At 34.4% G+C, this 19,502-nt stretch carries 21 protein-coding genes and 2 pseudogenes; all 23 read left to right on the top strand.

The window, feature by feature from the left end; translation table 11 throughout:
• Window positions 1-40 precede the first annotated feature (40 nt).
• The 23 genes and pseudogenes from KO172_RS07415 to KO172_RS07305 all read left to right on the top strand — a co-directional run bounded on the left by KO172_RS07415 (window position 41) and on the right by KO172_RS07305 (window position 19,502).
• Window positions 41-1,240: an acetate kinase gene (locus KO172_RS07415; RefSeq protein WP_215493004.1), complete on the top strand. Its 1,200-nt coding sequence runs from the start codon at window positions 41-43 to the stop codon at window positions 1,238-1,240.
• Between the two features lie 116 nt (window positions 1,241-1,356).
• Complete coding sequence (gene rpmF, locus KO172_RS07410; RefSeq protein WP_019214681.1) at window positions 1,357-1,536, top strand: 50S ribosomal protein L32; 180 nt, start codon at window positions 1,357-1,359, stop codon at window positions 1,534-1,536.
• A 375-nt stretch (window positions 1,537-1,911) separates the two neighbouring features.
• On the top strand, window positions 1,912-2,274 hold the full coding sequence (locus tag KO172_RS07405; protein ID WP_251320157.1) for a hypothetical protein: 363 nt from the start codon (window positions 1,912-1,914) through the stop codon (window positions 2,272-2,274).
• Between the two features lie 779 nt (window positions 2,275-3,053).
• A pseudogene (locus KO172_RS07400) lies at window positions 3,054-3,514 on the top strand (Csac_0668 family 2Fe-2S cluster-binding (seleno)protein); the annotation flags it as partial.
• A gap of 605 nt (window positions 3,515-4,119) precedes the next feature.
• Window positions 4,120-4,384: pseudogene (locus KO172_RS07395) on the top strand (DUF3847 domain-containing protein).
• Between the two features lie 88 nt (window positions 4,385-4,472).
• Window positions 4,473-5,447, top strand: coding sequence for a phosphate acyltransferase PlsX (plsX, locus tag KO172_RS07390; RefSeq protein WP_215492999.1), 975 nt, complete (start codon window positions 4,473-4,475; stop codon window positions 5,445-5,447).
• A gap of 22 nt (window positions 5,448-5,469) precedes the next feature.
• Complete coding sequence (locus KO172_RS07385) at window positions 5,470-5,685, top strand: acyl carrier protein (protein WP_215493517.1); 216 nt, start codon at window positions 5,470-5,472, stop codon at window positions 5,683-5,685.
• Entirely contained in the window at window positions 5,685-6,398 is a 714-nt protein-coding gene (locus KO172_RS07380; protein WP_215492997.1) for a ribonuclease III family protein, read from the top strand. The genes KO172_RS07385 and KO172_RS07380 overlap by 1 nt, the downstream gene beginning before the upstream one ends.
• The gene (locus tag KO172_RS07375) at window positions 6,395-7,279 is read left to right on the top strand and encodes an elongator complex protein 3 (protein ID WP_215492995.1); all 885 of its coding nucleotides are present in this window, start codon (window positions 6,395-6,397) and stop codon (window positions 7,277-7,279) included. The genes KO172_RS07380 and KO172_RS07375 overlap by 4 nt, the downstream gene beginning before the upstream one ends.
• 180 nt (window positions 7,280-7,459) lie before the next feature.
• Window positions 7,460-9,589, top strand: coding sequence for a chromosome segregation SMC family protein (locus KO172_RS07370; protein ID WP_215492993.1), 2,130 nt, complete (start codon window positions 7,460-7,462; stop codon window positions 9,587-9,589).
• Window positions 9,561-10,958 carry a coiled-coil domain-containing protein gene (locus KO172_RS07365; RefSeq protein ID WP_215492991.1) on the top strand — a complete coding sequence of 466 codons (1,398 nt, stop codon included), beginning with the start codon at window positions 9,561-9,563 and terminating at the stop codon, window positions 10,956-10,958. Before KO172_RS07370 ends, KO172_RS07365 begins: the two co-directional genes overlap by 29 nt.
• A gap of 212 nt (window positions 10,959-11,170) precedes the next feature.
• Window positions 11,171-12,061: a signal recognition particle-docking protein FtsY gene (ftsY, locus tag KO172_RS07360; RefSeq protein WP_215492989.1), complete on the top strand. Its 891-nt coding sequence runs from the start codon at window positions 11,171-11,173 to the stop codon at window positions 12,059-12,061.
• A 143-nt stretch (window positions 12,062-12,204) separates the two neighbouring features.
• Window positions 12,205-12,558: a sigma factor-like helix-turn-helix DNA-binding protein gene (locus tag KO172_RS07355; protein ID WP_215492987.1), complete on the top strand. Its 354-nt coding sequence runs from the start codon at window positions 12,205-12,207 to the stop codon at window positions 12,556-12,558.
• A gap of 11 nt (window positions 12,559-12,569) precedes the next feature.
• Window positions 12,570-13,910, top strand: a complete 1,341-nt coding sequence (ffh, locus tag KO172_RS07350) for a signal recognition particle protein (RefSeq protein ID WP_215492985.1) — start codon at window positions 12,570-12,572, stop codon at window positions 13,908-13,910.
• A 15-nt stretch (window positions 13,911-13,925) separates the two neighbouring features.
• Window positions 13,926-14,228 (top strand): 30S ribosomal protein S16, encoded by a 303-nt coding sequence (rpsP, locus tag KO172_RS07345; RefSeq protein WP_251320191.1) that lies wholly within the window; start codon window positions 13,926-13,928, stop codon window positions 14,226-14,228.
• A 15-nt stretch (window positions 14,229-14,243) separates the two neighbouring features.
• A complete protein-coding gene (locus tag KO172_RS07340) occupies window positions 14,244-14,471 on the top strand; it encodes a KH domain-containing protein (protein WP_215492981.1) in 228 nt (75 codons plus the stop codon).
• A gap of 3 nt (window positions 14,472-14,474) precedes the next feature.
• A complete protein-coding gene (rimM, locus tag KO172_RS07335) occupies window positions 14,475-14,963 on the top strand; it encodes a ribosome maturation factor RimM (RefSeq protein ID WP_215492979.1) in 489 nt (162 codons plus the stop codon).
• Window positions 14,963-15,691: a tRNA (guanosine(37)-N1)-methyltransferase TrmD gene (gene trmD / locus KO172_RS07330; RefSeq protein WP_215493515.1), complete on the top strand. Its 729-nt coding sequence runs from the start codon at window positions 14,963-14,965 to the stop codon at window positions 15,689-15,691. The genes rimM and trmD overlap by 1 nt, the downstream gene beginning before the upstream one ends.
• Window position 15,692: 1 nt before the next feature.
• Window positions 15,693-16,040: a 50S ribosomal protein L19 gene (gene rplS, locus KO172_RS07325; RefSeq protein WP_215492972.1), complete on the top strand. Its 348-nt coding sequence runs from the start codon at window positions 15,693-15,695 to the stop codon at window positions 16,038-16,040.
• A 107-nt stretch (window positions 16,041-16,147) separates the two neighbouring features.
• Complete coding sequence (ylqF, locus tag KO172_RS07320) at window positions 16,148-16,987, top strand: ribosome biogenesis GTPase YlqF (protein WP_215492970.1); 840 nt, start codon at window positions 16,148-16,150, stop codon at window positions 16,985-16,987.
• Window positions 16,980-17,606, top strand: a complete 627-nt coding sequence (gene rnhB / locus KO172_RS07315) for a ribonuclease HII (protein WP_215492963.1) — start codon at window positions 16,980-16,982, stop codon at window positions 17,604-17,606. Before ylqF ends, rnhB begins: the two co-directional genes overlap by 8 nt.
• A complete protein-coding gene (locus KO172_RS07310) occupies window positions 17,596-17,973 on the top strand; it encodes a YraN family protein (RefSeq protein ID WP_215492961.1) in 378 nt (125 codons plus the stop codon). The genes rnhB and KO172_RS07310 overlap by 11 nt, the downstream gene beginning before the upstream one ends.
• A 2-nt stretch (window positions 17,974-17,975) precedes the next feature.
• Entirely contained in the window at window positions 17,976-19,502 is a 1,527-nt protein-coding gene (locus KO172_RS07305; RefSeq protein ID WP_215492959.1) for a YifB family Mg chelatase-like AAA ATPase, read from the top strand.

Below are 19,502 nucleotides of genomic sequence, written 5' to 3'. Positions count from 1 at the left end.
TCATATATATGTATTTTGTTAAATATTTAGGGAGGTAAAAATGAAAATATTAGTAATTAATTGCGGATCATCATCATTAAAGTACCAACTAATGAACATGGATGATGAAAGCGTAATCTGTAAAGGTTTAGTAGAAAGAATCGGTATCAATGGCTCAAAGCTTACTCACAAAGTAGAAGGAAAAGAAAACTTTGTAGTTGAAGAAGACATGAAGAACCACAAGGACGCTATGAAGCATGTATTTGATGCACTAGTTAATAAAGAACACGGCGTTGTTGCTTCACTTGATGAGATTGACGGTATCGGTCACAGAGTACTACATGGTGGAGACATAATAACTGACTCAACACTAGTTACTGAAGATGTAAAGAAGACTATCGAAAAGTTCATCTGCTTTGGACCACTTCACAACCCAGCAAACCTTATGGGTATAGAAGCTTGCGAAGAGCTTGTAAAGGGCAAACCAAACGTTGTTGTTATGGATACAGCCTTCCATCAAACAATGCCAGCTAAGAACTACATGTACGCTATCGACTACGACCTATACGAAAAGTACAGACTTAGAAAATACGGTTTCCACGGAACTTCTCATAAATATATAGCACATAGAATGGCTGAAATACTTAATAAAGATTTATCAGAACTAAACATTATCAACTGCCACTTAGGCAATGGCTCAAGCTTAGCTTGCATTAAGAATGGTAAAGTGTATGATACATCAATGGGTGTTACACCGCTAGAAGGACTTGTAATGGGTACAAGATCAGGTGACATCGACCCAACAGTAGTAACATTCCTTTGCGAAAACGAACACATCACACCATACGAAGCTAACCAATGGTTAAACAAGAAGTCAGGTGTGCTTGGAGTTTCTAAATTAAGCTCAGACTTCAGAGACCTTGAAGAAGCAAGAGACAAAGGTAACGAAAAGGCAGGTCTTGCACTTGATATGTTCACAAACAGAGTTAAGAAATACATCGGTGCTTACATGGCTCAAATGCCAGAGCTTGACGCTATCGTTATGACAGGTGGTATCGGAGAAAACTCTGACACAATGAGAAGAGAAATTCTTCACGGACTTGAACACCTAGGCATAGAACTAGATGACAAGAAGAACGATGGAACAAGAGGAAAAGAAGTTAACATCGCTAAAGACGGAGCTAAGATTAAGATCTACATTTGCCCAACAAATGAAGAGTTAATGATAGCAAGAGACACAAAAGAAATTATTTCAAAATAATTTAAAATAAAAAAGAAAAAGTCTTGACAAAAGACACAAAAAACAGTATAATTGTAATGTTATAAATGTGAATTAGTATAGAAATACATTTACTGTAAGTTAAGGAGGTGTTTTTAATGGCAGTACCTAAAGGACGTACATCAAAACAAAGACGTAACAAAAGAAGAGCTTCATCTTATACATTAAGAAAAGCAACATTCGTTGAATGTCCTCAATGTCATGAAATGAAAAGACCACACAGAGTATGCATGAGCTGTGGTTACTACAATGGTGAAAAGGTTTTAGATGTTGAATAAAAAATACTCAGGTTAATCGCCTGAGTTTTTTTATTGTTAGTGTTTCCACTATGTTAACATGATTTGTAAGGGTTTGTAGTAGGACACATAAAAAAGACTAAAGAATTTAAAGAAACATTTAGAATAATAAGAAAAAATGGAAAAATATTACCATAGATATTATATGATAATATACTAGAAAAGGTAATCAAAAATATGAAAAAGTATTGAATTTTGAACAAAATTATGCTAAACTATAGTTAAACAAATAAAGATGAAGTAATAAATAATAGAATCGAGAAATACCGTAAACCTTTAGGTTTATCGCAACATAGATTTAAAAAAAGCAGTGATATCAAAGACAAGTATAAACAAAATTATATGAGGAGGTAAGAAATGAAGAATATAAAAAAACTTTCAATAGCACTTGTGCTTTTTGCATTAGTTTTTAGTCTGAATGTAGTAATGGCTGCGAAAAAAAGTAACAATGAAAAATGTTTTTCAAGTAAGACTTTTTTAGTAGAATCTAGAGATACGAAAGGATCTACGCATTTTAAAATCCGCTTGTTAAAAGGAAGTGTAGCTATTTTTGGTAGAGAGAAATGGGAAAAAGGTGATACCGTAGTTATTAAGCTAAAGTCTTTAAAAGGAAAAGATTTAGAAGTAGGTATTTTACCTGCCGAAGATATTAAAGCTGGTTGGGGCTATAATGATTATGGTGCTCCTATAAAAAAGAGAAAAACCCAGAAGATGATGTAAAATTTACTATTCCGAATGATGGAGAATATGGAATTTACGTTAAAGATATGAAATCAAATGCTTTTCTTTTCTAGAATTATTTAGGGAAAAAAATAGTATCTACAAAGTCGGAAGGAAAAATCAGAAAAAGATCATGGTCATGAATTAAATAAACATAATTGTATTGAATTTGAGTTAGAAGTAAATAAAAATTTATAAATCCTTTAACTAAAACAGAAGAATTGAAATAAAATTATTATCATAGCTCTTGTGGTAGCATACCTGACTCCGATGTTTATTATAAAAGCCATTAAAAGTGATGGAGATAGATCTTAGCATTATACAATTTTGTCTGGAATATGTCTATCTTTATTCCTTCTATATCTAACAGCTTTAATAAACAGTTGATTAAATTTATTATAAAAATGATGTAAAATATCTTCAGAATATTTTAAAACGATTAAGATTAAAACTTAGTCGTTTTTCTTTGTCAAAATAAGAAAGAAAATAAAATGCAAAAATGTTTCTACTAGGTCCAAGTGATTTGGAGCAGTTCCAAGTGGGACAAGGAAAAACAAGGACTATCTCAATAAATACTAACGCAAGCACAAGTATAAAATAGGCTAAATTGATTTATCAGCCTATTTATGATATAATATAGATTAATGAATAAAGAAGACTTAAAAGAGCTGCAACCTGTAGATCCATTGAAAGAGGTATTAGATATCCTGATTAACTATAGAAATAATATTTATTTAGACAGGAGGAAATAAAGTGAGTCAAGAAAATAAGATAAATCAATCTTGCTGAGGTTCAATACAAAAACCACTGGTACAGTGGAAGAAAAACAAATTGCCCCAAATGTCACAAAATAGGAGAAAAGGTTAAGAATATAACTGTAAAGCATATGGTATCAGAAAACCTTATGGGAAAGGTTGTAGATGAAGAAACTTACTATTTATGTATGAATGAAGATTGTGATGTCGTGTATTATAACTTAAACAATGAAAGAGTTTTTATAAGGAAGATGTAAAAGTTCCTATATGGTTTAAAAGGATGCAAATCCCAAATATATGCTATTGCAACCAAGTTACAGAGCAACAAATTATAAACGCTGTTTTAGATGATGGTGCAAAGAATATTAAAGATATTATTAGACTTACAGGGCAATGAAAATGCAAAGTGCGAAATTAACAATCCTTTGGGTAAATGCTGTAGTCCTCTTATTCAAGAAACCATCAATAAAGCATTAAATAGCAAAAATAGTTTGCGACAAATAATTTATATAGTACGTCACAACAGTAATAAAATTAAAATAATAAAAACTATAAATTAAAATTTTAGAGGTTCAGATGTAAAAGTCTGGGCCGCTTTTTATTTTCCCCGGAAAGGAGGTTGCCTATATGGTAAATGATGAAGTTAATAATAAGGCTATAAATATTGAGATAAAAGTGGCTCAGTATTCAGCAAAGGCTATTTTAAAAGCTATGAAAAGATTATAGAAGATGCCAATGAAAAAGTCAACAACTTGCAGATTATATTAGTGAAAAAGAAAAACCAATTCAAGGAAACTTAAGGATATGGTAAAGAAAGGTCATCTGGAAAATATTGATAAGCAAATCGAAAATAAATTCAATGCTTTTAAGGATTACGCATAAAGGCGTAAAATAAATTGGGGTTTGTTAGAGATAAAGATACAAGACTTTATATTAACAATACAAACTACACAAAAGAAATGAATAATGAAAATTGGAAAAGGTTGGAAGATTTATTTTAATGCGTTGTTAGATGACAAGAAATTTAATAATGAAACTTTTAAAGAGATAGCATAAATGTTAACTCTTTTTATTACAAGAAAGGAGTTATATGAATAAATTAGAACAAATAAGACAAGAGTCAAAAGAAATAATAAGAGACAAAATTGATGATACAGAAGAAAGACTAAGGCAACTAAAAATCAAGAAAAGAAGATGTTAAAACAAGACATAGAAAAAGAAGAAAAGAAAGAACTCATAGGCTAATAACAAGAGGAGCAATCTTAGAAAGACTTATAGAAAATGTAGAAGAACTAACAGATCAAGAAATAAAAATCCTACTAGAAGCGGCAAAGACAATTATTATTAATATCTAATTTTCTATGTGCATTAGCGATAATATAAAAACTTGATTTAATAGACAAAATAATGTATAATATTTAGTGATTTAGATTGGAGGCACGTATGAAATTATTAATTGATACACAAGGTGGCGACAACGCACCTGTCGCAATGTTAAAGGCCGTACAAAAGGCAAAGGCTGAAGATAGCTCTTTAGAATTTATTTTATTTGGCGACAGGAAAGAGATTGAAGAGGCTCTTGGTTCTGACGCAAAAAATTATGAGATAGTTCAAACTGAAGATGTAATAACAAATGAAGACGAAGCCGCTTTATCAATAAGAAAGAAGGATAAAGCATCCATAGTCCTAGCGTCAAAGTACTTAGTAGAGCATGATGATGCAGATGCCTTTATATCATCTGGATCAACTGGTGCGCTTTTAGCAGCAGCTATGCTTATAGTTAAGAGGATAGATGGCTTCAAAAGAGCTAGCATACCAACATTCTTACCAGGACTAAAGGGACCAACACTACTTTTGGACTCAGGTGCAAATGTTGACTGCGAACCAGAATTTATTTATGAGTTTGCAAAACTTGGCTCAAAGTACGTTGAAAAGCTTCTTGGCATCGAAAATCCAAAGGTTGCTTTAGTATCTAACGGAGCTGAAGCTAAGAAGGGTAACGAGCTTACTAAGAAGGCTCATGAGATTCTTAAAAACTCTGAGCTTAATTTCATTGGCAACATCGAAGCGAATGAGATACTTACAACTGAAGCGGACATCATTGTTCAAGATGGCTTTGTTGGCAACGTAATCTTAAAAGAACTTGAAGGTATGAGTAAAGTCTTTGTAGGCAATGTTAAGAATTTTATTATGCAAGATAAAAAATATTTCTCGTCTGATGAGATGAAGATGTCATTTATGAAAGACTTAATGTCTCTTATGGGACTTACTAAGTATGGCGGATCACCAGTATTAGGAGTGAACAAAGCTATAGTTAAGGCGCACGGCAACAGTGACGAAAAGGCATTTTATTTAGCTATAAGAAACACTGTTGACCTTGTTAATTCTAAAGTTATAGATTATTTAAAAGAAAACTAGGAGGGACTATCTTGGAAGAAAAATTAAAGAGATAATTGCTAAACAATTTAAGGTAGATGTTAAAGATTTAAAGGACGAAACTACTTTTAAGGAAGATTTAAAGGCAGACTCTATCGCCATAGTTGAACTAATTATGAATCTAGAAGATGAATTAAATGTAAGCTTGGATGATGATAGAGTTACAAGCGTTAAAACAGTTGGAGAAGCAATAGCACTAGCTAAAGAAGCGTTAAAATAATGAAGATTTATGATATATCCGATGCTCGCGAAAAGCTCAAAAGCTTGCAGGCGATTATCGGATATAATTTTAATGACGAAAATTTACTATACACAAGTTTAGTTCACAAGAGTTCACAGGAAGCTAAGACCTTAACTGCGCCATACAACGCACAGAGCCTAGAGTTTTTAGGTGACAAAGTATTATCTTATGTCTTGGCAAAATATTTATTTGCTAAGTATATTAATAAGGATGAAGGTACTTTATCTAAGCTTATAGCTATGTTTGCTAAGGCTTCATACCAAAATATTGTTGCTAAAGAGCTTCACTTAGAAGACTACATTTATATGGAGGCAAATTTGAGGTTCAATATTGATAAAACGTCTATACTTGCTGATCACTTAGAAGCACTAATAGCAGCTATTTACTTAGATTCAGGCATTGATGAAGCTGAAAAATTTATTTTAGATAAATATTTAAAGAATGCACACATGGTTTTGGATGCGAATAATGATTTTAGGAATTATAAGAATATCTTGATTGAATATGCACAAAAACATGGTTTAGACTTAGTATATACTTTATTAAAAGAATATGGTCCGGACAATGATAAGATTTTTGAGTACGCTGTAGAGCTTGATGGGTATAGAGCCATTGCTAGAGCTAAGAATAAAAAGACCGCTCAGCAAATGGCATCCAAAGAGCTTGCACTTGAGATGAAATTGATAAAATGAAAAAAAACTATATAATACCAATTTTTATACCGCATCTAGGCTGCCCAAATGATTGCATCTTCTGCAATCAAAAGAAGATCGCTAAGGACTACGATGCGCAAAAAGAAGAAAATATAAAAAATGATATAGAAAAGTATTTGGCGCTATATGAAGGAAAGCAGGATATAGAGCTTGCTTTTTATGGAGGTAGCTTTACTGCACTTGATTACCCACTTATGCTTAGCTACTTAAAGCTTGCGAATACATACATCGATAAAGGCCTCATAGATAGCATTAGGATATCGACAAGGCCGGACGCTATAAATGAAGAAATTCTTGACGAGCTTGAAAAGTATAGAGTGAAAACCATCGAACTTGGTGCACAGTCAATGAATGATGAGGTTTTAGATGCACTAAAGAGAGGTCATAAGGCGGCTGACACCATTCGCAGCGCTAAAATTATTAAGGACAAAGGATTTACCCTTGGCCTTCAAATGATGGCGGGCCTATATAAGTCTACAGAAGAGATGGATATTGCTACAGCTGAAGCGATAGCAGCTCTGGAGCCTGATTTTGTTAGGATATATCCGACACTTGTCATTAAAGATACTGAACTACTTGACAGACTTGAAGATGGTTCGTATACATCATTAGATGTAGATGAGGCGGTTCATACACTTAAAAGAATTGTCACTATATTTGAAGCAAAGAACATTGAGATAATCAGGATAGGTCTGCAAACGACTGATAACATACAGCTAGGTAAGGACGTAGTTGCAGGGCCATTTCACCCAGCGATACGCTCATTAACTTATGAGGCTATCTACCTTGACATCATAGAAGAATTTATTGAAATAAATAAAATTACTAATGATTTCACAATAATTTCTTCTAAAAAGTAGCTTCCTTCTTAAGCGGCTCGAATAAAACGAATAGAAAGAAAATATAAATAAATATAAAATAAATTACGAGATAAAGGGATCTTTGATGAGGACGATAGGCTAATGTTTTACGATGGAAGCCCGCAAAGTTACTCATTTAAGGATCTTATAAAAGAATAAATACGAAAAAGGGCAAGTATTTTGCGTTTAAATAAATTAATATTGAAGGGTTTTAAATCCTTTGCAAATAAAACTGAAATAGTCTTTACCCCTGGAGTTACAACTGTTGTTGGACCTAATGGTAGCGGCAAGAGCAACATATCTGATGCTGTTAGATGGGTTCTAGGAGAGCAAAGCAATAAATCACTTAGAGCAAACAAGTCAAGTGACGTTATCTTCCAAGGGACTGAAGAGAAAAAAGCACTTGGCTACGCTCAAGTAAGCATAATATTTTCAAATGATGATAATTCTCTACCTGTTGAGTACCAAGAGGTAGAGGTAACAAGACGTATGTACCGCTCAGGTGAGAGCGAATTTTTGATTAATAACAAAAAAGCTAGGATGAAGGACGTTAGAGAACTTTTCCTAGATACAGGTGTTGGTAAGGACGGCTACTCCATCATTGGTCAAGGTAGGATTGATGAGATACTATCTAATAAACCGGAAGACAGAAGAGCCATATTTGAAGAGGCATCTGGTGTTAGTAAGTATAGATACAAAAAGGAAGAGTCATTAAGAAAACTTGATAAGACTGAGGCAAATCTATTAAGAATAAAAGACATACTTTATGAGATAGAGCAAAATGAAGCAAGACTGAAGAGTGAATCTGAAAAGGCTAGAGAGTTTAAGGGCCTTATGGAAGAGTACAAAAAGGTAGATGTATCTATTTCATACAGTGCTTATGAAAAGATTGAGAAGAACCTACTTAAATTTACTGCCGACAAAGACAGACTAGTTGATGAATTAAAGCTAAGCGAGATTAAAAATAAAGAGGTTGAAGAGAGCTCTGCGCCATTACAAAGTGAGCTTAAGAGGTACGAAGCGCTTATTGATGAGATTAAAGAGCAAAGAAATAAAGACCTTAGAGAATTTGATATCAATAGACAAAAGCTTGAGATCAATAAAGAAAAGTTAAACTCTATCGAAGACAAGATACTTGACAATAAACTAAAAGAGAAAGAACACGCCAATAAATTATTAGAATCAGAAGAGAAGATAAAAACTTTATCGCAAGTTAAAAAATCTAGCGAAGAGAATCTTTTAAATATAGCGAAAGACTTAGAAGCGCTTAAGAGCGAAAAAGCATCCTATGATAAGACAAGTTATGATGAAGCTATGAACAAGGGGCTTGAACTTGATAGAGAGCTAGAGGCTACTAAGTTAGGAATTGCAAATTATGAGAGCAATAAGACTACAGAGAGGGAAAAAGCTAAAGAACTTGAGAAGAAAATTCTAGAAAAGGAAAATGACTTAAAGAAGCAAAATGATGAGTTTAAGAAAGCTAGTGAAGGCTTGGATGACTTAAACAATTCTTTTGTAGAGAAGGACAAATTGTATGAAAAAGCAAAGAACGATATCGCTTCAAGATCAGATGACTTAACTAGGTCTAAAGACTCATACTTTGCTTTGGAAAATGACCTTAAAGTATTGCAAAAGAGTTATGAGATGCATAAGAACCTAGAAGAGAACCTAGATGGTTATTACAGAAGTGTTAGAGAGATTTCTAAGGCTGCAAAGAAAAACTTCTTCAAGTCTGACTCAAGTTTATTAGTTGATATATTTAACTGCGAAGAAAAGTATTCGCTTGCTATAGAGTCAGCACTTCAATCAAACTTACAAGCTATAGTCATAGATAAAGATGACGATGCTAAAGAATACATCGACTTTTTGAAGAAGAATAACTATGGTAGAGCAACTTTCTATCCACTTAACAGATATAAAAGCTATGCGAGTGAAAACTTTGGCATCAATGATAAAGATGCTATAGACTTTGCGAGTGAACTAATTACCTTTGATAAGAAGTATGAGAATTTATTTAAGAGTCTGCTTCAAAGAACGGTCGTTACAAAGACTTTTGATGCAGCACTCAGAATATCGAAGACTTATAAGCAATATAGATATGTAAGTTTGGATGGACAAATCATAAATCCATCTGGTTCTATAGTGGGTGGTAGTCAAGTTAAGTCATCATTTATTTCGCGTAAACATATGTTAAGTAAGCTTATGGAAGAGATCAATGATAAGAAAGCCGCTTTAGATGAAGTAAAGACTTCAGTGATTAAAAAAGAAGAAGAGATTAAGAATGAAAAGTCTATTTACGATAAGCAATGAAGAGATATTAAGTATCAATGAAAAGATTGATATGCATAAGAAAGAAATAAATTCATTAGAGATCAATATCAATTTTGCACAAAGAGATATCAGTCAAGCAAAGAAAGAACTAGAGGATATCAAGGTTTCATTGAATGCATTTGATGAGAAAATCGTTCAAGCTAATAAGGATTTAGAAGCTCTTAAGGAGAAAAAAGCTGAGCACGAGAAGAAGATAGAATTAGAAAAAGAACTTATCAAAGGCTTTGAGGAAGAAAAGGATAGACGTAATGAAAAGCTTCTTCAAATAAGTGTTGAAAAGTCTACCTTAGAAGCAAAGCTAGAAAGAACAGTTGAAGATATTGCTCTTTCAGAAGAATATATAGCTAAGTCACAAGATATAAAGGCAGCGCTTGCTAGTGACTTCAAAGAGCTTAGTCAAAACAAAGAAGCGCTTGAAAGTGAAAACACTAGCATAATGGATTTCTTAAAGAAGAACGAAGAACTTGAACAAGTATACATTGACAAGATAAATGAAAAACAGATGAAAAGAAAAGTTTTATCAAAGATATTTGAACTTCAAAATGAAATAAAAGCTTGTCAAGAAAATATTATATCTATAAAAGACGAGATAAATAAAAATGAGGTCTTACTTGCTCGTAACGAAGTAATGAAGGATAACATCAAAGAAAAGTTATCAAATGACTACTTTATTAACATTGAGACCATAGACAAGGAAAGCCTTGTTAAAGCAAGCACTAAGGATCTAAGAGAGCTACAAGAGAAGATAGATGTACTTGGCGAAGTCTCTCTATCTTCAATCAAAGAGTATGAAGATACATTAACAAGACTTGAGTTCTTAAGAAAGCAGTTTGATGATATGCAAGAGTCAAAAGAGGACCTATTAAATATAATTGACGATATCGATGAGACTATCAAGATAAAGTTTAAGGACAACTTCAATATCATACAAGGCTACTTCTCTGAAATATTCCAAAACCTATTTGGCGGCGGAGAAGCTAAGATTTATATTAGTGATGAAAATGATATACTTAACTCAGGTATTGAGATAGAAGCGCGTCCACCAGGAAAGAGCATGCAGTCCTTAAGTCTTTTATCTGGTGGTGAGAAGACTTTAACAGCTATAGCATTATTGTTCGCAGTTTTAAAATCTAAGCCATCGCCATTCTGTATACTTGATGAGATAGACGCTGCACTTGACGATGCAAACATCAGTAAGTATACTGCCTACCTTGATAGAATAAAAGAGGAAACACAATTTATCCTTATCACACATAGAAAGGTAACTATGGAGATATCGGACGCTATATATGGCATTACTATGAAAGAAAAGGGCATAAGCTCTATACTTTCGATGAAATTAACTTAAGAGGTGAAATATGTTTAATTGGTTTAAAAGAAAATAAAGATGAAGAAGTAATTGAAATTAAAGAAGAAAAGATTGATATAGTTAAAGATGAGACTAGAGAAGAACAGGCAGTCGAAGAGACTGAGGAAAAGCAAGATATTGAGTCAAGCGGAGAAGCACAAGTAGAAGAAAAGCCAGAGGTCAAAGAGGAAAAATCATCTTTCTTTAAGAGGATGTTCTCTGATCTTGAGAAGACGAGACAAAACTTAAATTACAAACTTCAAACTGTCTTTAAAGGCACAGACATCAATGATGACTTCTATGATGAACTTGAAGAGGTTTTAGTAACATCCGACATCGGAGTAGAAACTGTTATGAACATCATTGACAATCTAAAAGAAAGAATTGTCAGAGAAAATATCTTAGATAGAAAAGATGCCTTCCCTATACTTAAGGATGAAATAAAGAAAATCATGAATGACAACGTTTCATCAAGAGATTTAAAACTTGAACCATCTCCAGCCATACTTTTAGTTGTTGGTGTCAATGGTGTTGGTAAGACAACTACCATAGGCAAGCTTAGCTACCAATTTAGAGAAGAAGGTAAGAGTGTTTTGATTGCTGCAGCAGATACCTTTAGAGCCGCTGCCATCGAACAGCTTAAAGAGTGGGCAAACAGAGCCAACGTTGACATCATTGCTCATGAAGAGTCAGCAGACCCAGCAAGTGTTATTTTTGATGCCATCATGGCGGCTAAGGCAAGGAAGACTGACATACTTATCTGCGACACAGCAGGCAGACTTCACAACAAGCAAAACCTAATGAACGAGCTTAACAAGATTAAGAGAGTTATAGATAGAGAGTTCCCTAATGCTGTTAAAGAAAATTTATTAGTACTTGATGCGACAACTGGACAAAACGCCATCATACAAGCAAAGGCATTTAAAGAGACAAGCGACATAACAGGTGTATGCGTTACTAAACTTGATGGCACTGCAAAGGGTGGTGTTATCATTGCACTTGAGAGCGAACTACATCTACCTGTTAAGATTATAGGTGTCGGTGAAAAGATAGAAGACCTTCAAGCCTTTAATGTCGATGACTTCGTAGAAGCATTATTTTAAAAAAAGCAAAGAAAATGATAAAAAGGTATTGACAAACGTCAATCTATATAGTATTATATTAACTGTCAAGCAAATAGCTTGACAGTTTTTTGTGAGAGAACACTAAGTATGATGCGTGTTCTACATAATGATTGGATGATAAAATGAAAGTATTAGATGATTATATATATATCGGAAGGCTCTTAGACTTCTACGGAAGCCTCTTAACAGAGAGCGAGTACAAGTCGATTGACTACTACTACAATGAAGATTATTCATTAACAGAGATAGCTGAGCTAATTTCTATATCAAGACAAGCAGTGAGCCTTAACATTAAAAGAGCTATAGACAAATTAAAGTCTTTCGAGGCAGCACTTAAGCTTATAGAAAAGTTTGACAAGAAGAAAGAAGACAAAGAGAAATTAGAAATTATATTTCAAGGTCTAATCGAAATTGACGATATAAATGAAATTAAAGGAAGAATTAAAGAAGCTAAAGAGATTATAAACGAGATGTAAAAGGAGCAAGAATGATATTCGAGAGCTTATCAGAAAAACTACAAAAAACATTAGACAGCCTAAGAGGCAAGGGAAGGCTTAGTGAGAAAGATGTCGATGCTGCACTTAGAGAAGTAAAGCTAGCACTTCTAGAAGCCGATGTTAATTATAAGGTAGTTAAAAAATTTATAGATAATTTAAAAGCAAGAGCCATCGGTTCTGAGGTTATGGAGAGCTTAACTCCTGGTCAACAAGTTATTAAGATAGTTAATGAAGAATTAATTAATCTTATGGGTAAGACTAAAGAAGGACTTACGCTAAGCAAGAATCCAAGCATAATCTTGATGTGCGGTCTTCAAGGTGCAGGTAAGACAACAACAACTGGTAAACTTGCAATAAACCTTAGAAAGAAAGGCAGAAGACCACTACTAGTTGCCTGCGACGTCTACAGACCAGCAGCTATAAAGCAGCTAGAAGTAGTAGGAAAGTCAGTTGACGTTCCAGTATTTACCATGGGTGATAAGATAAAGCCGCTTGATATAGCAAAGAGCGCTTTAGAGCACGCAAAGAAGAATGGTAATGACGTAGTCATCATAGATACTGCGGGCCGTTTACACATAGACGAAGTGCTTATGGATGAGCTAAAAGGTTTGAAAGAAAACTTAGATCCATCAGAGATACTTCTTGTACTTGACTCAATGACAGGTCAAGATGCGGTAAATGTAGCAAAATCATTCGATGATGCACTTGGTATAACAGGTGTTATACTAACAAAGTTAGATGGTGATGCAAGAGGCGGTGCGGCACTTTCAATCAGAGCCGTAACTGATAAACCTATCAAATACGTTGGTATGGGCGAAAAGATGGATGACCTTGAAGAGTTTCATCCAGACAGATTAGTCTCTAAGATACTTGGTATGGGTGACGTACTTACTCTTATAGAGAAAGCACAAAGCAATATCGACCAAAAGAAGGCAATGGAGCTTGAGAAGAAATTAAGAGAAGAAACATTTACACTTGATGACTTCTTAGATCAGATAGCTCAAATGAGAAACTTAGGACCAATTGAAAACTTATTACAAATGATACCAGGAATGAATTCAAAAGCCTTAAAGGGCATTAACATAAGTGATAAAGATATAGGCAGAGTTGAAGCCATCATCAGAAGTATGACAATGAAAGAGAGAGTTACTCCAAACATTATCAACGCTTCAAGAAAGAAAAGGATTGCACAAGGCAGTGGAACGACAACAAATGATGTCAACAAGCTATTGAAGCAATTCGAAGATACTAAGAAGATGATGAAGCGCTTTGGCAGCATGGAAAAGTCTATGAAGAGAAAAGGAAAATTCAATTTTCCATTTAATATATAATTTTAAGGAGGTGAGATTGTGGTAAAAATTCGTTTAAAGAGAATGGGATCTAAGAAGAATCCATTTTACAGAATTGTTGTAGCTGATTCTAGAAGAGCTAGAGATGGCAAATTTATTGAACAACTTGGTTACTATAACCCATTAACTGAGCCAAAGACAATAAAATTCGATCAAGAAAAGGCTGAACAATGGATAGCAAACGGAGCTAAAGCAAGTGAAACAGTTCAAAGATTATTCAAATCTCAAGGATATGATATAACAGCAAAAACTGCTAAAAAAGCTGAAGCTAAAGAAGAAACAGAAGCTGTAGAAGCTTAGGATGTGGGGGTTAATATGAAAGAATTAGTTGAATTTTTAGCAAAATCTATTGTTGAAAACAAAGACGATGTTAAAGTTACAGTTAACGAAGCATCAGATGAGATCAACATTGATCTATACGTAAATCCAGATGATATAGGTAGAGTTATCGGTAAAGGCGGTAAGGTTGTTAAAGCAATCAGACTTATTGTCGGAGCTACACTTAAAGACTCAAGAAGAATTAATTTAGAGATAAAGGAATAAATCTTGGAGCTTATTAAGATAGCAAAGATTGTCTCAGCACATGGCTTAAATGGAGAGGTAAAAATCTTTCCTTACACAGATGATTTAAGCAAATTTAAAGAGTATAAGAAAATATATCTTGATGGAGAAGAGCTTGAGATACTAAGTCAAAAGATAGCTTCAAAATTTATTGTACTTAAACTAAAAGGCTTTGATTATATAGATGATGTCAAAAGACTCATTGATAAGGATGTTTTTATTGATAAAGCTGACATGCCTTTATTAGATGAAGGTGACTACTATATACACGATCTTATGGATATGGAAGTATATAGTGAAGCTGATGAATTTATTGGCACTGTTAAAGACGTTATGACAACGAGTGCAAACCATGTGCTAGTAGTAGATCATGACGGAAAGGAAGCACTTATTCCTTTTGTTAAGGCCTTTATCAAGGAAGTCGATTTGATTAAAAGAAGAATCAAAGTCAAACTTATAGAAGGTATCTTATGATAAAGTTTAATGTCTTGACTCTGTTCCCAGAGATGTTTGCAGCGCTTACTGATTTTAGTATAATCAAAAGAGCTATAGACAATAAACTTATAGAGATCAATCTTATTAATTTTAGAGACTACTCAAAGGACAAGCACAAAAAGGTTGACGACTACCCATATGGTGGCGGCAGTGGTATGCTTTTAAGAGCGGATGTACTTAAGGACTGCTTAGAAGATATTAAGCCAAAGAAGCTTATATATCTTTCACCAAAAGGAAAGCTCTTCAATCAAGACTTGGCTAAAGAGTATGCAAAACTTGATGAGATAACAATTCTTTGTGGGCACTACGAGGGTTTGGATGAGAGAATCATACAAAACTATGTCGATGAAGAGATATCAATCGGTGATTATGTATTAACTGGTGGCGAACTACCTGCTATGGTAATCATAGATACTATATCGAGGTTAGTTGATTCAGTAATAAAAGAAGATTCGTATTCTGACGAAACTCACATGTCAAATTTTTTAGAGTATCCTCAGTATACCAGACCATATGATCTGGATGGGGACAAGGTTCCAGAAGTACTGCTTAGTGGAAACCATCAAGATGTCGATGACTTTAGACTCATTGAGTCATTCAAAGCGACTGTAAAAAACAGGATAGACTTACTTGACTTTGCTAAGCTAGATAATAAGGAAATGAAAAATTTGAGAGAAATTTTAAATAAACTAAAGAAGGAGGACTAAGATGGACTATATAAAGATGCTTGAAGCACAACAATTAAAAGACAACATTCCTCAATTTCATGTAGGTGATACTGTTCAAGTACACTATAAAGTTGTAGAAGGTACACGTGAAAGAATCCAAGTGTACGAAGGTACTGTAATTAAGAGACAAAACGGCGGAGCTAAAGAAACATTTACAGTAAGAAGATTGTCATATGGTATTGGTGTTGAAAGAACATTCTTACTACACTCTCCAAGAATCGATAAGATCGTTCTTGTAAGAAAAGGTAGAGTTAGAAGATCTAAGCTATACTACTTAAGAAACAGAGTAGGTAAAGCTGCTAAGGTTAGAGAAAAACAATCATTTTAATTAAGGTAAAGACATTCTGTTATGAGAGTGTCTTTTTTCTTTGCATTAGTCATTTACATTGAAGACCTTTTGTGATAATATAGAAGATAGTTAGGAAGGTGTATGCTATGAACATAAATTGGTACCCTGGACATATGAAGAAGACTAGAGAGTCTTTAATAGAGATGTCTAAGCTAGTTGATATAGTTATTGAGCTAATAGATGCAAGAGCACCCATGTCGAGCACGAACCCAATTATAAAAGACATAACTGAGAACAAAGCAAAGCTAGTATTACTAAACAAAGCTGACTTGGCGGATGATAAAGTTAATAAGAAGTGGATAGCTCATTACAAGGATGCGAAGTGTATAGAGTTCAACGCGAAAGACAAATCAAACGTGAAGAAAATTATCGACTTATCGCGCAAAGAGGTCGACAAGTATCACAAAGAGCACAAACAAAGAGAGCACTTCGGACCTATCAAGGCCATGGTTGTCGGCATACCAAATGTTGGCAAGTCTACTTTTATTAACTTAATGAACAATAAAAAGAGCCTTAAGACAGGCAACAAACCAGGTGTAACTAAGAAGAACCAATGGATTAAAGTTGACAATGACTTTATGCTACTTGATACACCCGGTGTTTTATGGCCAAAGTTTGAAAACCAAGATATAGGTATGCACCTAGCATTCATTGGTTCCATCAAAGATGAGATACTTAACAAGGATGATATTGCCCTAGCACTAATCAAATTTCTTAAGAATAATTATAGCGGCGCACTTAATAAGAGATACAAGGTCAACGAGGACGCTACAGAGCTTGAAATTCTTGAAGAGATAGCAAAGAACAGAGGCTTTATACTTAAGGGCAATGAACTTGATGTGTACAAAGCTATAAATATATTAGTTGATGAGTTTAGGAATGGTCTTTTAGGCAGGATTTCACTTGAGGAGCCTCTAGATGAATAAGGATTATGAAGATAAACTCTTTGACGAAGGTCATAAAATTATAGTTGGTATAGACGAAGTTGGTAGAGGACCCTTCTTTGGCGATGTACTTGCCTGTGCTATAGCTTTTGATAAGGACTTCTTTATGGAAGAGGTAAACGATTCGAAGAAGCTCAGTCAAAAGAAGAGAGAAAAAATTTTTAAAGAGCTTGTGAAAAACGCCATCGGCATAGGGATTGGCAAGGCAAGTCCTGAGGAAATTGATGAGATTAACATCAAAGAGGCAACTCACTTAGCTATGCAAAGGGCGGTAGAAGACTTTCATGACGATATTAATAATAAGCTTAAGCCTGACATAATTTTAATTGACGCTGAAAAAATTAACGTAGATATAGACCAAAGAAGTATTGTTCACGGCGATGCTACTGTGTTTACTATAGCTGCGGCAAGTATTGTAGCGAAGGTTTTAAGAGACGCTGAGATAAGTTATTTAGCTAGTAAGTATCCAGAGTATGACCTTGAGAATAATAAGGGCTATGGCACTAAAAAGCATAGGGAGGCAATACTAAAGTATGGAGCTACGCCGCTACATAGAAAAACTTTTTTAAGAAAGCTTTTAGGTAATAGCGATGCAAAATAATTTTAATAGAAAAGACAACAGAAAAAAGGGAAGGTTTGGCGAAGAAGAAGCTAAAGACTACCTAAAGAATGAAGGCTACTTTATACTGGATCAAAACTATCAAGTAAGAGATGGCGAGATTGACATCATTGCTAGGGATGATAAGTATTTGATCTTTGTTGAAGTTAAGGCTAGAAACAAGATGGACTACGGAAGGCCCATGGAGGCTGTAACAAAGTCTAAGCAAAAGAAGATAATCAAGACGGCTGAGTACTACTTATACGAGCATCAAAACTTGAACTATCAGCCAAGATTTGATGTTGTTGAAGTTGATTTTTCTACGAACAAGATTAAGCATATTAAAAATGCATTTTGGATAGGAGATTGAAGATGTATTCTAAAGTAAATACTTGTGTTTTGCAAGGTTTGAACGCAAAGATAATTAATGTTGAGAGCGACTTATCAAGTGGCCTACCACAATTTAACATAGTTGGACTTGCTGATACTGCGATAAAAGAGTCTAAGGAAAGAGTTAGAACAGCGGTTAAAAACTCGGATATTGAGTTTCCAATCAAAAGGATAACAATCAATTTAGCACCTGCAAATGAAAAGAAGGAAGGTTCTCAGATGGACCTTGCTATAGCAGTTGGCATCTTACTTGCAAATGGCGATATTGACAATCAAGACACAGATGATATGGTTATTATAGGTGAGCTTGCACTTGATGGAACAGTAAACTCGGTGCAAGGTGCTCTTCCGATGCTTATATCGATGCGCGATCTTCACGTTAAGAAGTGTATAGTTCCTGATGCTAACAAAAAAGAGTGCGCCATAGTTGAAGACATTGAGATAATTCCTGTTAAGAACTTAAGAGAAGTTGTTGATTATCTCAACGGTCAACTTGAGATAGAGCCATATAAAAATGATGAAGAAGAGATTATAAACGCTGTTGATGATAGTGTTGATTTTTCAGATATGAAGGGGCAAGAAGGTCTTAAAAGAGCGATGGAGATAGCTGCAGCAGGAGGACATAATATGCTCATTATAGGACCTCCAGGCTCAGGTAAGACCATGGCAGCAAGGAGACTTGCTACAATACTTCCTGATTTAACTTTTGAAGAAGCCATAGAGATTACGAAGATCTACAGTATATCAGGTTTATTAAAAGATGAGGGTCTTGTAAAGAGAAGACCATTTAGGTCGCCTCACCATACATCGTCAGATGTTGCCTTGATAGGCGGAGGAAGAATACCAAAGCCAGGCGAAGTTTCGCTTGCACATCACGGTGTCTTGTTTCTTGATGAATTACCAGAGTTTCCTAGAAAAGTATTGGAAGTTTTAAGGCAGCCAATTGAAGACGGAGAGGTTACTGTATCCCGTGTAAATGCAACATTTAAGTATCCATCAAAGTTTATGTTTGTTGCATCGATGAATCCATGCCCATGCGGTTACTATGGTGATGAAACTCATCAGTGCACATGTACACAAAGTCAAATTGACAGATACTTAGGCAAAATTTCAAGTCCACTACTTGACAGAATTGACATCCACATAGAAGTAAAACCTGTTAAGTATGATGAATTAAGCTCTAAGACTGAGTGCGAGTCTTCAGAAACTATTCGCGAGAGGGTCAATAGAGCTAGAAAAAGACAGCTTGAAAGATATAAAAATGAAGGAATCATTTCTAACTCTGAGCTTACGAATAAAATGATTAAAAAGTACATCAAACTTGATGAAAAGGCTCAAGAGATTATGGAATTTGCGTTCAAAAAGTTCAATTTCAGTGCTAGAAGCTACAACAAGATACTAAAGCTTGCTAGAACCATAGCCGACCTTGCTGATAGCGACTTAGTATTAGAAAAGCATGTATTAGAAGCAATTCAATATAGAACTCTAGATAAGAAGTATTGGAGATAA

It is taken from the genome of Fenollaria sporofastidiosus (assembly GCF_943169635.2).
Lineage (GTDB): Bacteria > Bacillota > Clostridia > Tissierellales > Peptoniphilaceae > Fenollaria > Fenollaria sporofastidiosus.
This window is presented reverse-complemented; position numbering and strand designations above follow the sequence as displayed.

Excerpts from the sequence above, each read along its gene's own strand:
- KO172_RS07415 (WP_215493004.1), top strand. The coding sequence starts at position 41 with ATGAAAATATTAGTAATTAATTGCGGATCATCATCATTAAAGTACCAA.
- rpmF (WP_019214681.1), top strand. The coding sequence starts at position 1,357 with ATGGCAGTACCTAAAGGACGTACATCAAAACAAAGACGTAACAAAAGA.
- KO172_RS07405 (WP_251320157.1), top strand. The coding sequence starts at position 1,912 with ATGAAGAATATAAAAAAACTTTCAATAGCACTTGTGCTTTTTGCATTA.
- plsX (WP_215492999.1), top strand. The coding sequence starts at position 4,473 with ATGAAATTATTAATTGATACACAAGGTGGCGACAACGCACCTGTCGCA.
- KO172_RS07380 (WP_215492997.1), top strand. The coding sequence starts at position 5,685 with ATGAAGATTTATGATATATCCGATGCTCGCGAAAAGCTCAAAAGCTTG.
- KO172_RS07375 (WP_215492995.1), top strand. The coding sequence starts at position 6,395 with ATGAAAAAAAACTATATAATACCAATTTTTATACCGCATCTAGGCTGC.
- KO172_RS07365 (WP_215492991.1), top strand. The coding sequence starts at position 9,561 with ATGAAAAGTCTATTTACGATAAGCAATGAAGAGATATTAAGTATCAAT.
- ftsY (WP_215492989.1), top strand. The coding sequence starts at position 11,171 with ATGTTCTCTGATCTTGAGAAGACGAGACAAAACTTAAATTACAAACTT.
- KO172_RS07355 (WP_215492987.1), top strand. The coding sequence starts at position 12,205 with ATGAAAGTATTAGATGATTATATATATATCGGAAGGCTCTTAGACTTC.
- ffh (WP_215492985.1), top strand. The coding sequence starts at position 12,570 with ATGATATTCGAGAGCTTATCAGAAAAACTACAAAAAACATTAGACAGC.
- KO172_RS07340 (WP_215492981.1), top strand. The coding sequence starts at position 14,244 with ATGAAAGAATTAGTTGAATTTTTAGCAAAATCTATTGTTGAAAACAAA.
- rplS (WP_215492972.1), top strand. The coding sequence starts at position 15,693 with ATGGACTATATAAAGATGCTTGAAGCACAACAATTAAAAGACAACATT.
- ylqF (WP_215492970.1), top strand. The coding sequence starts at position 16,148 with ATGAACATAAATTGGTACCCTGGACATATGAAGAAGACTAGAGAGTCT.
- rnhB (WP_215492963.1), top strand. The coding sequence starts at position 16,980 with ATGAATAAGGATTATGAAGATAAACTCTTTGACGAAGGTCATAAAATT.
- KO172_RS07310 (WP_215492961.1), top strand. The coding sequence starts at position 17,596 with ATGCAAAATAATTTTAATAGAAAAGACAACAGAAAAAAGGGAAGGTTT.
- KO172_RS07305 (WP_215492959.1), top strand. The coding sequence starts at position 17,976 with ATGTATTCTAAAGTAAATACTTGTGTTTTGCAAGGTTTGAACGCAAAG.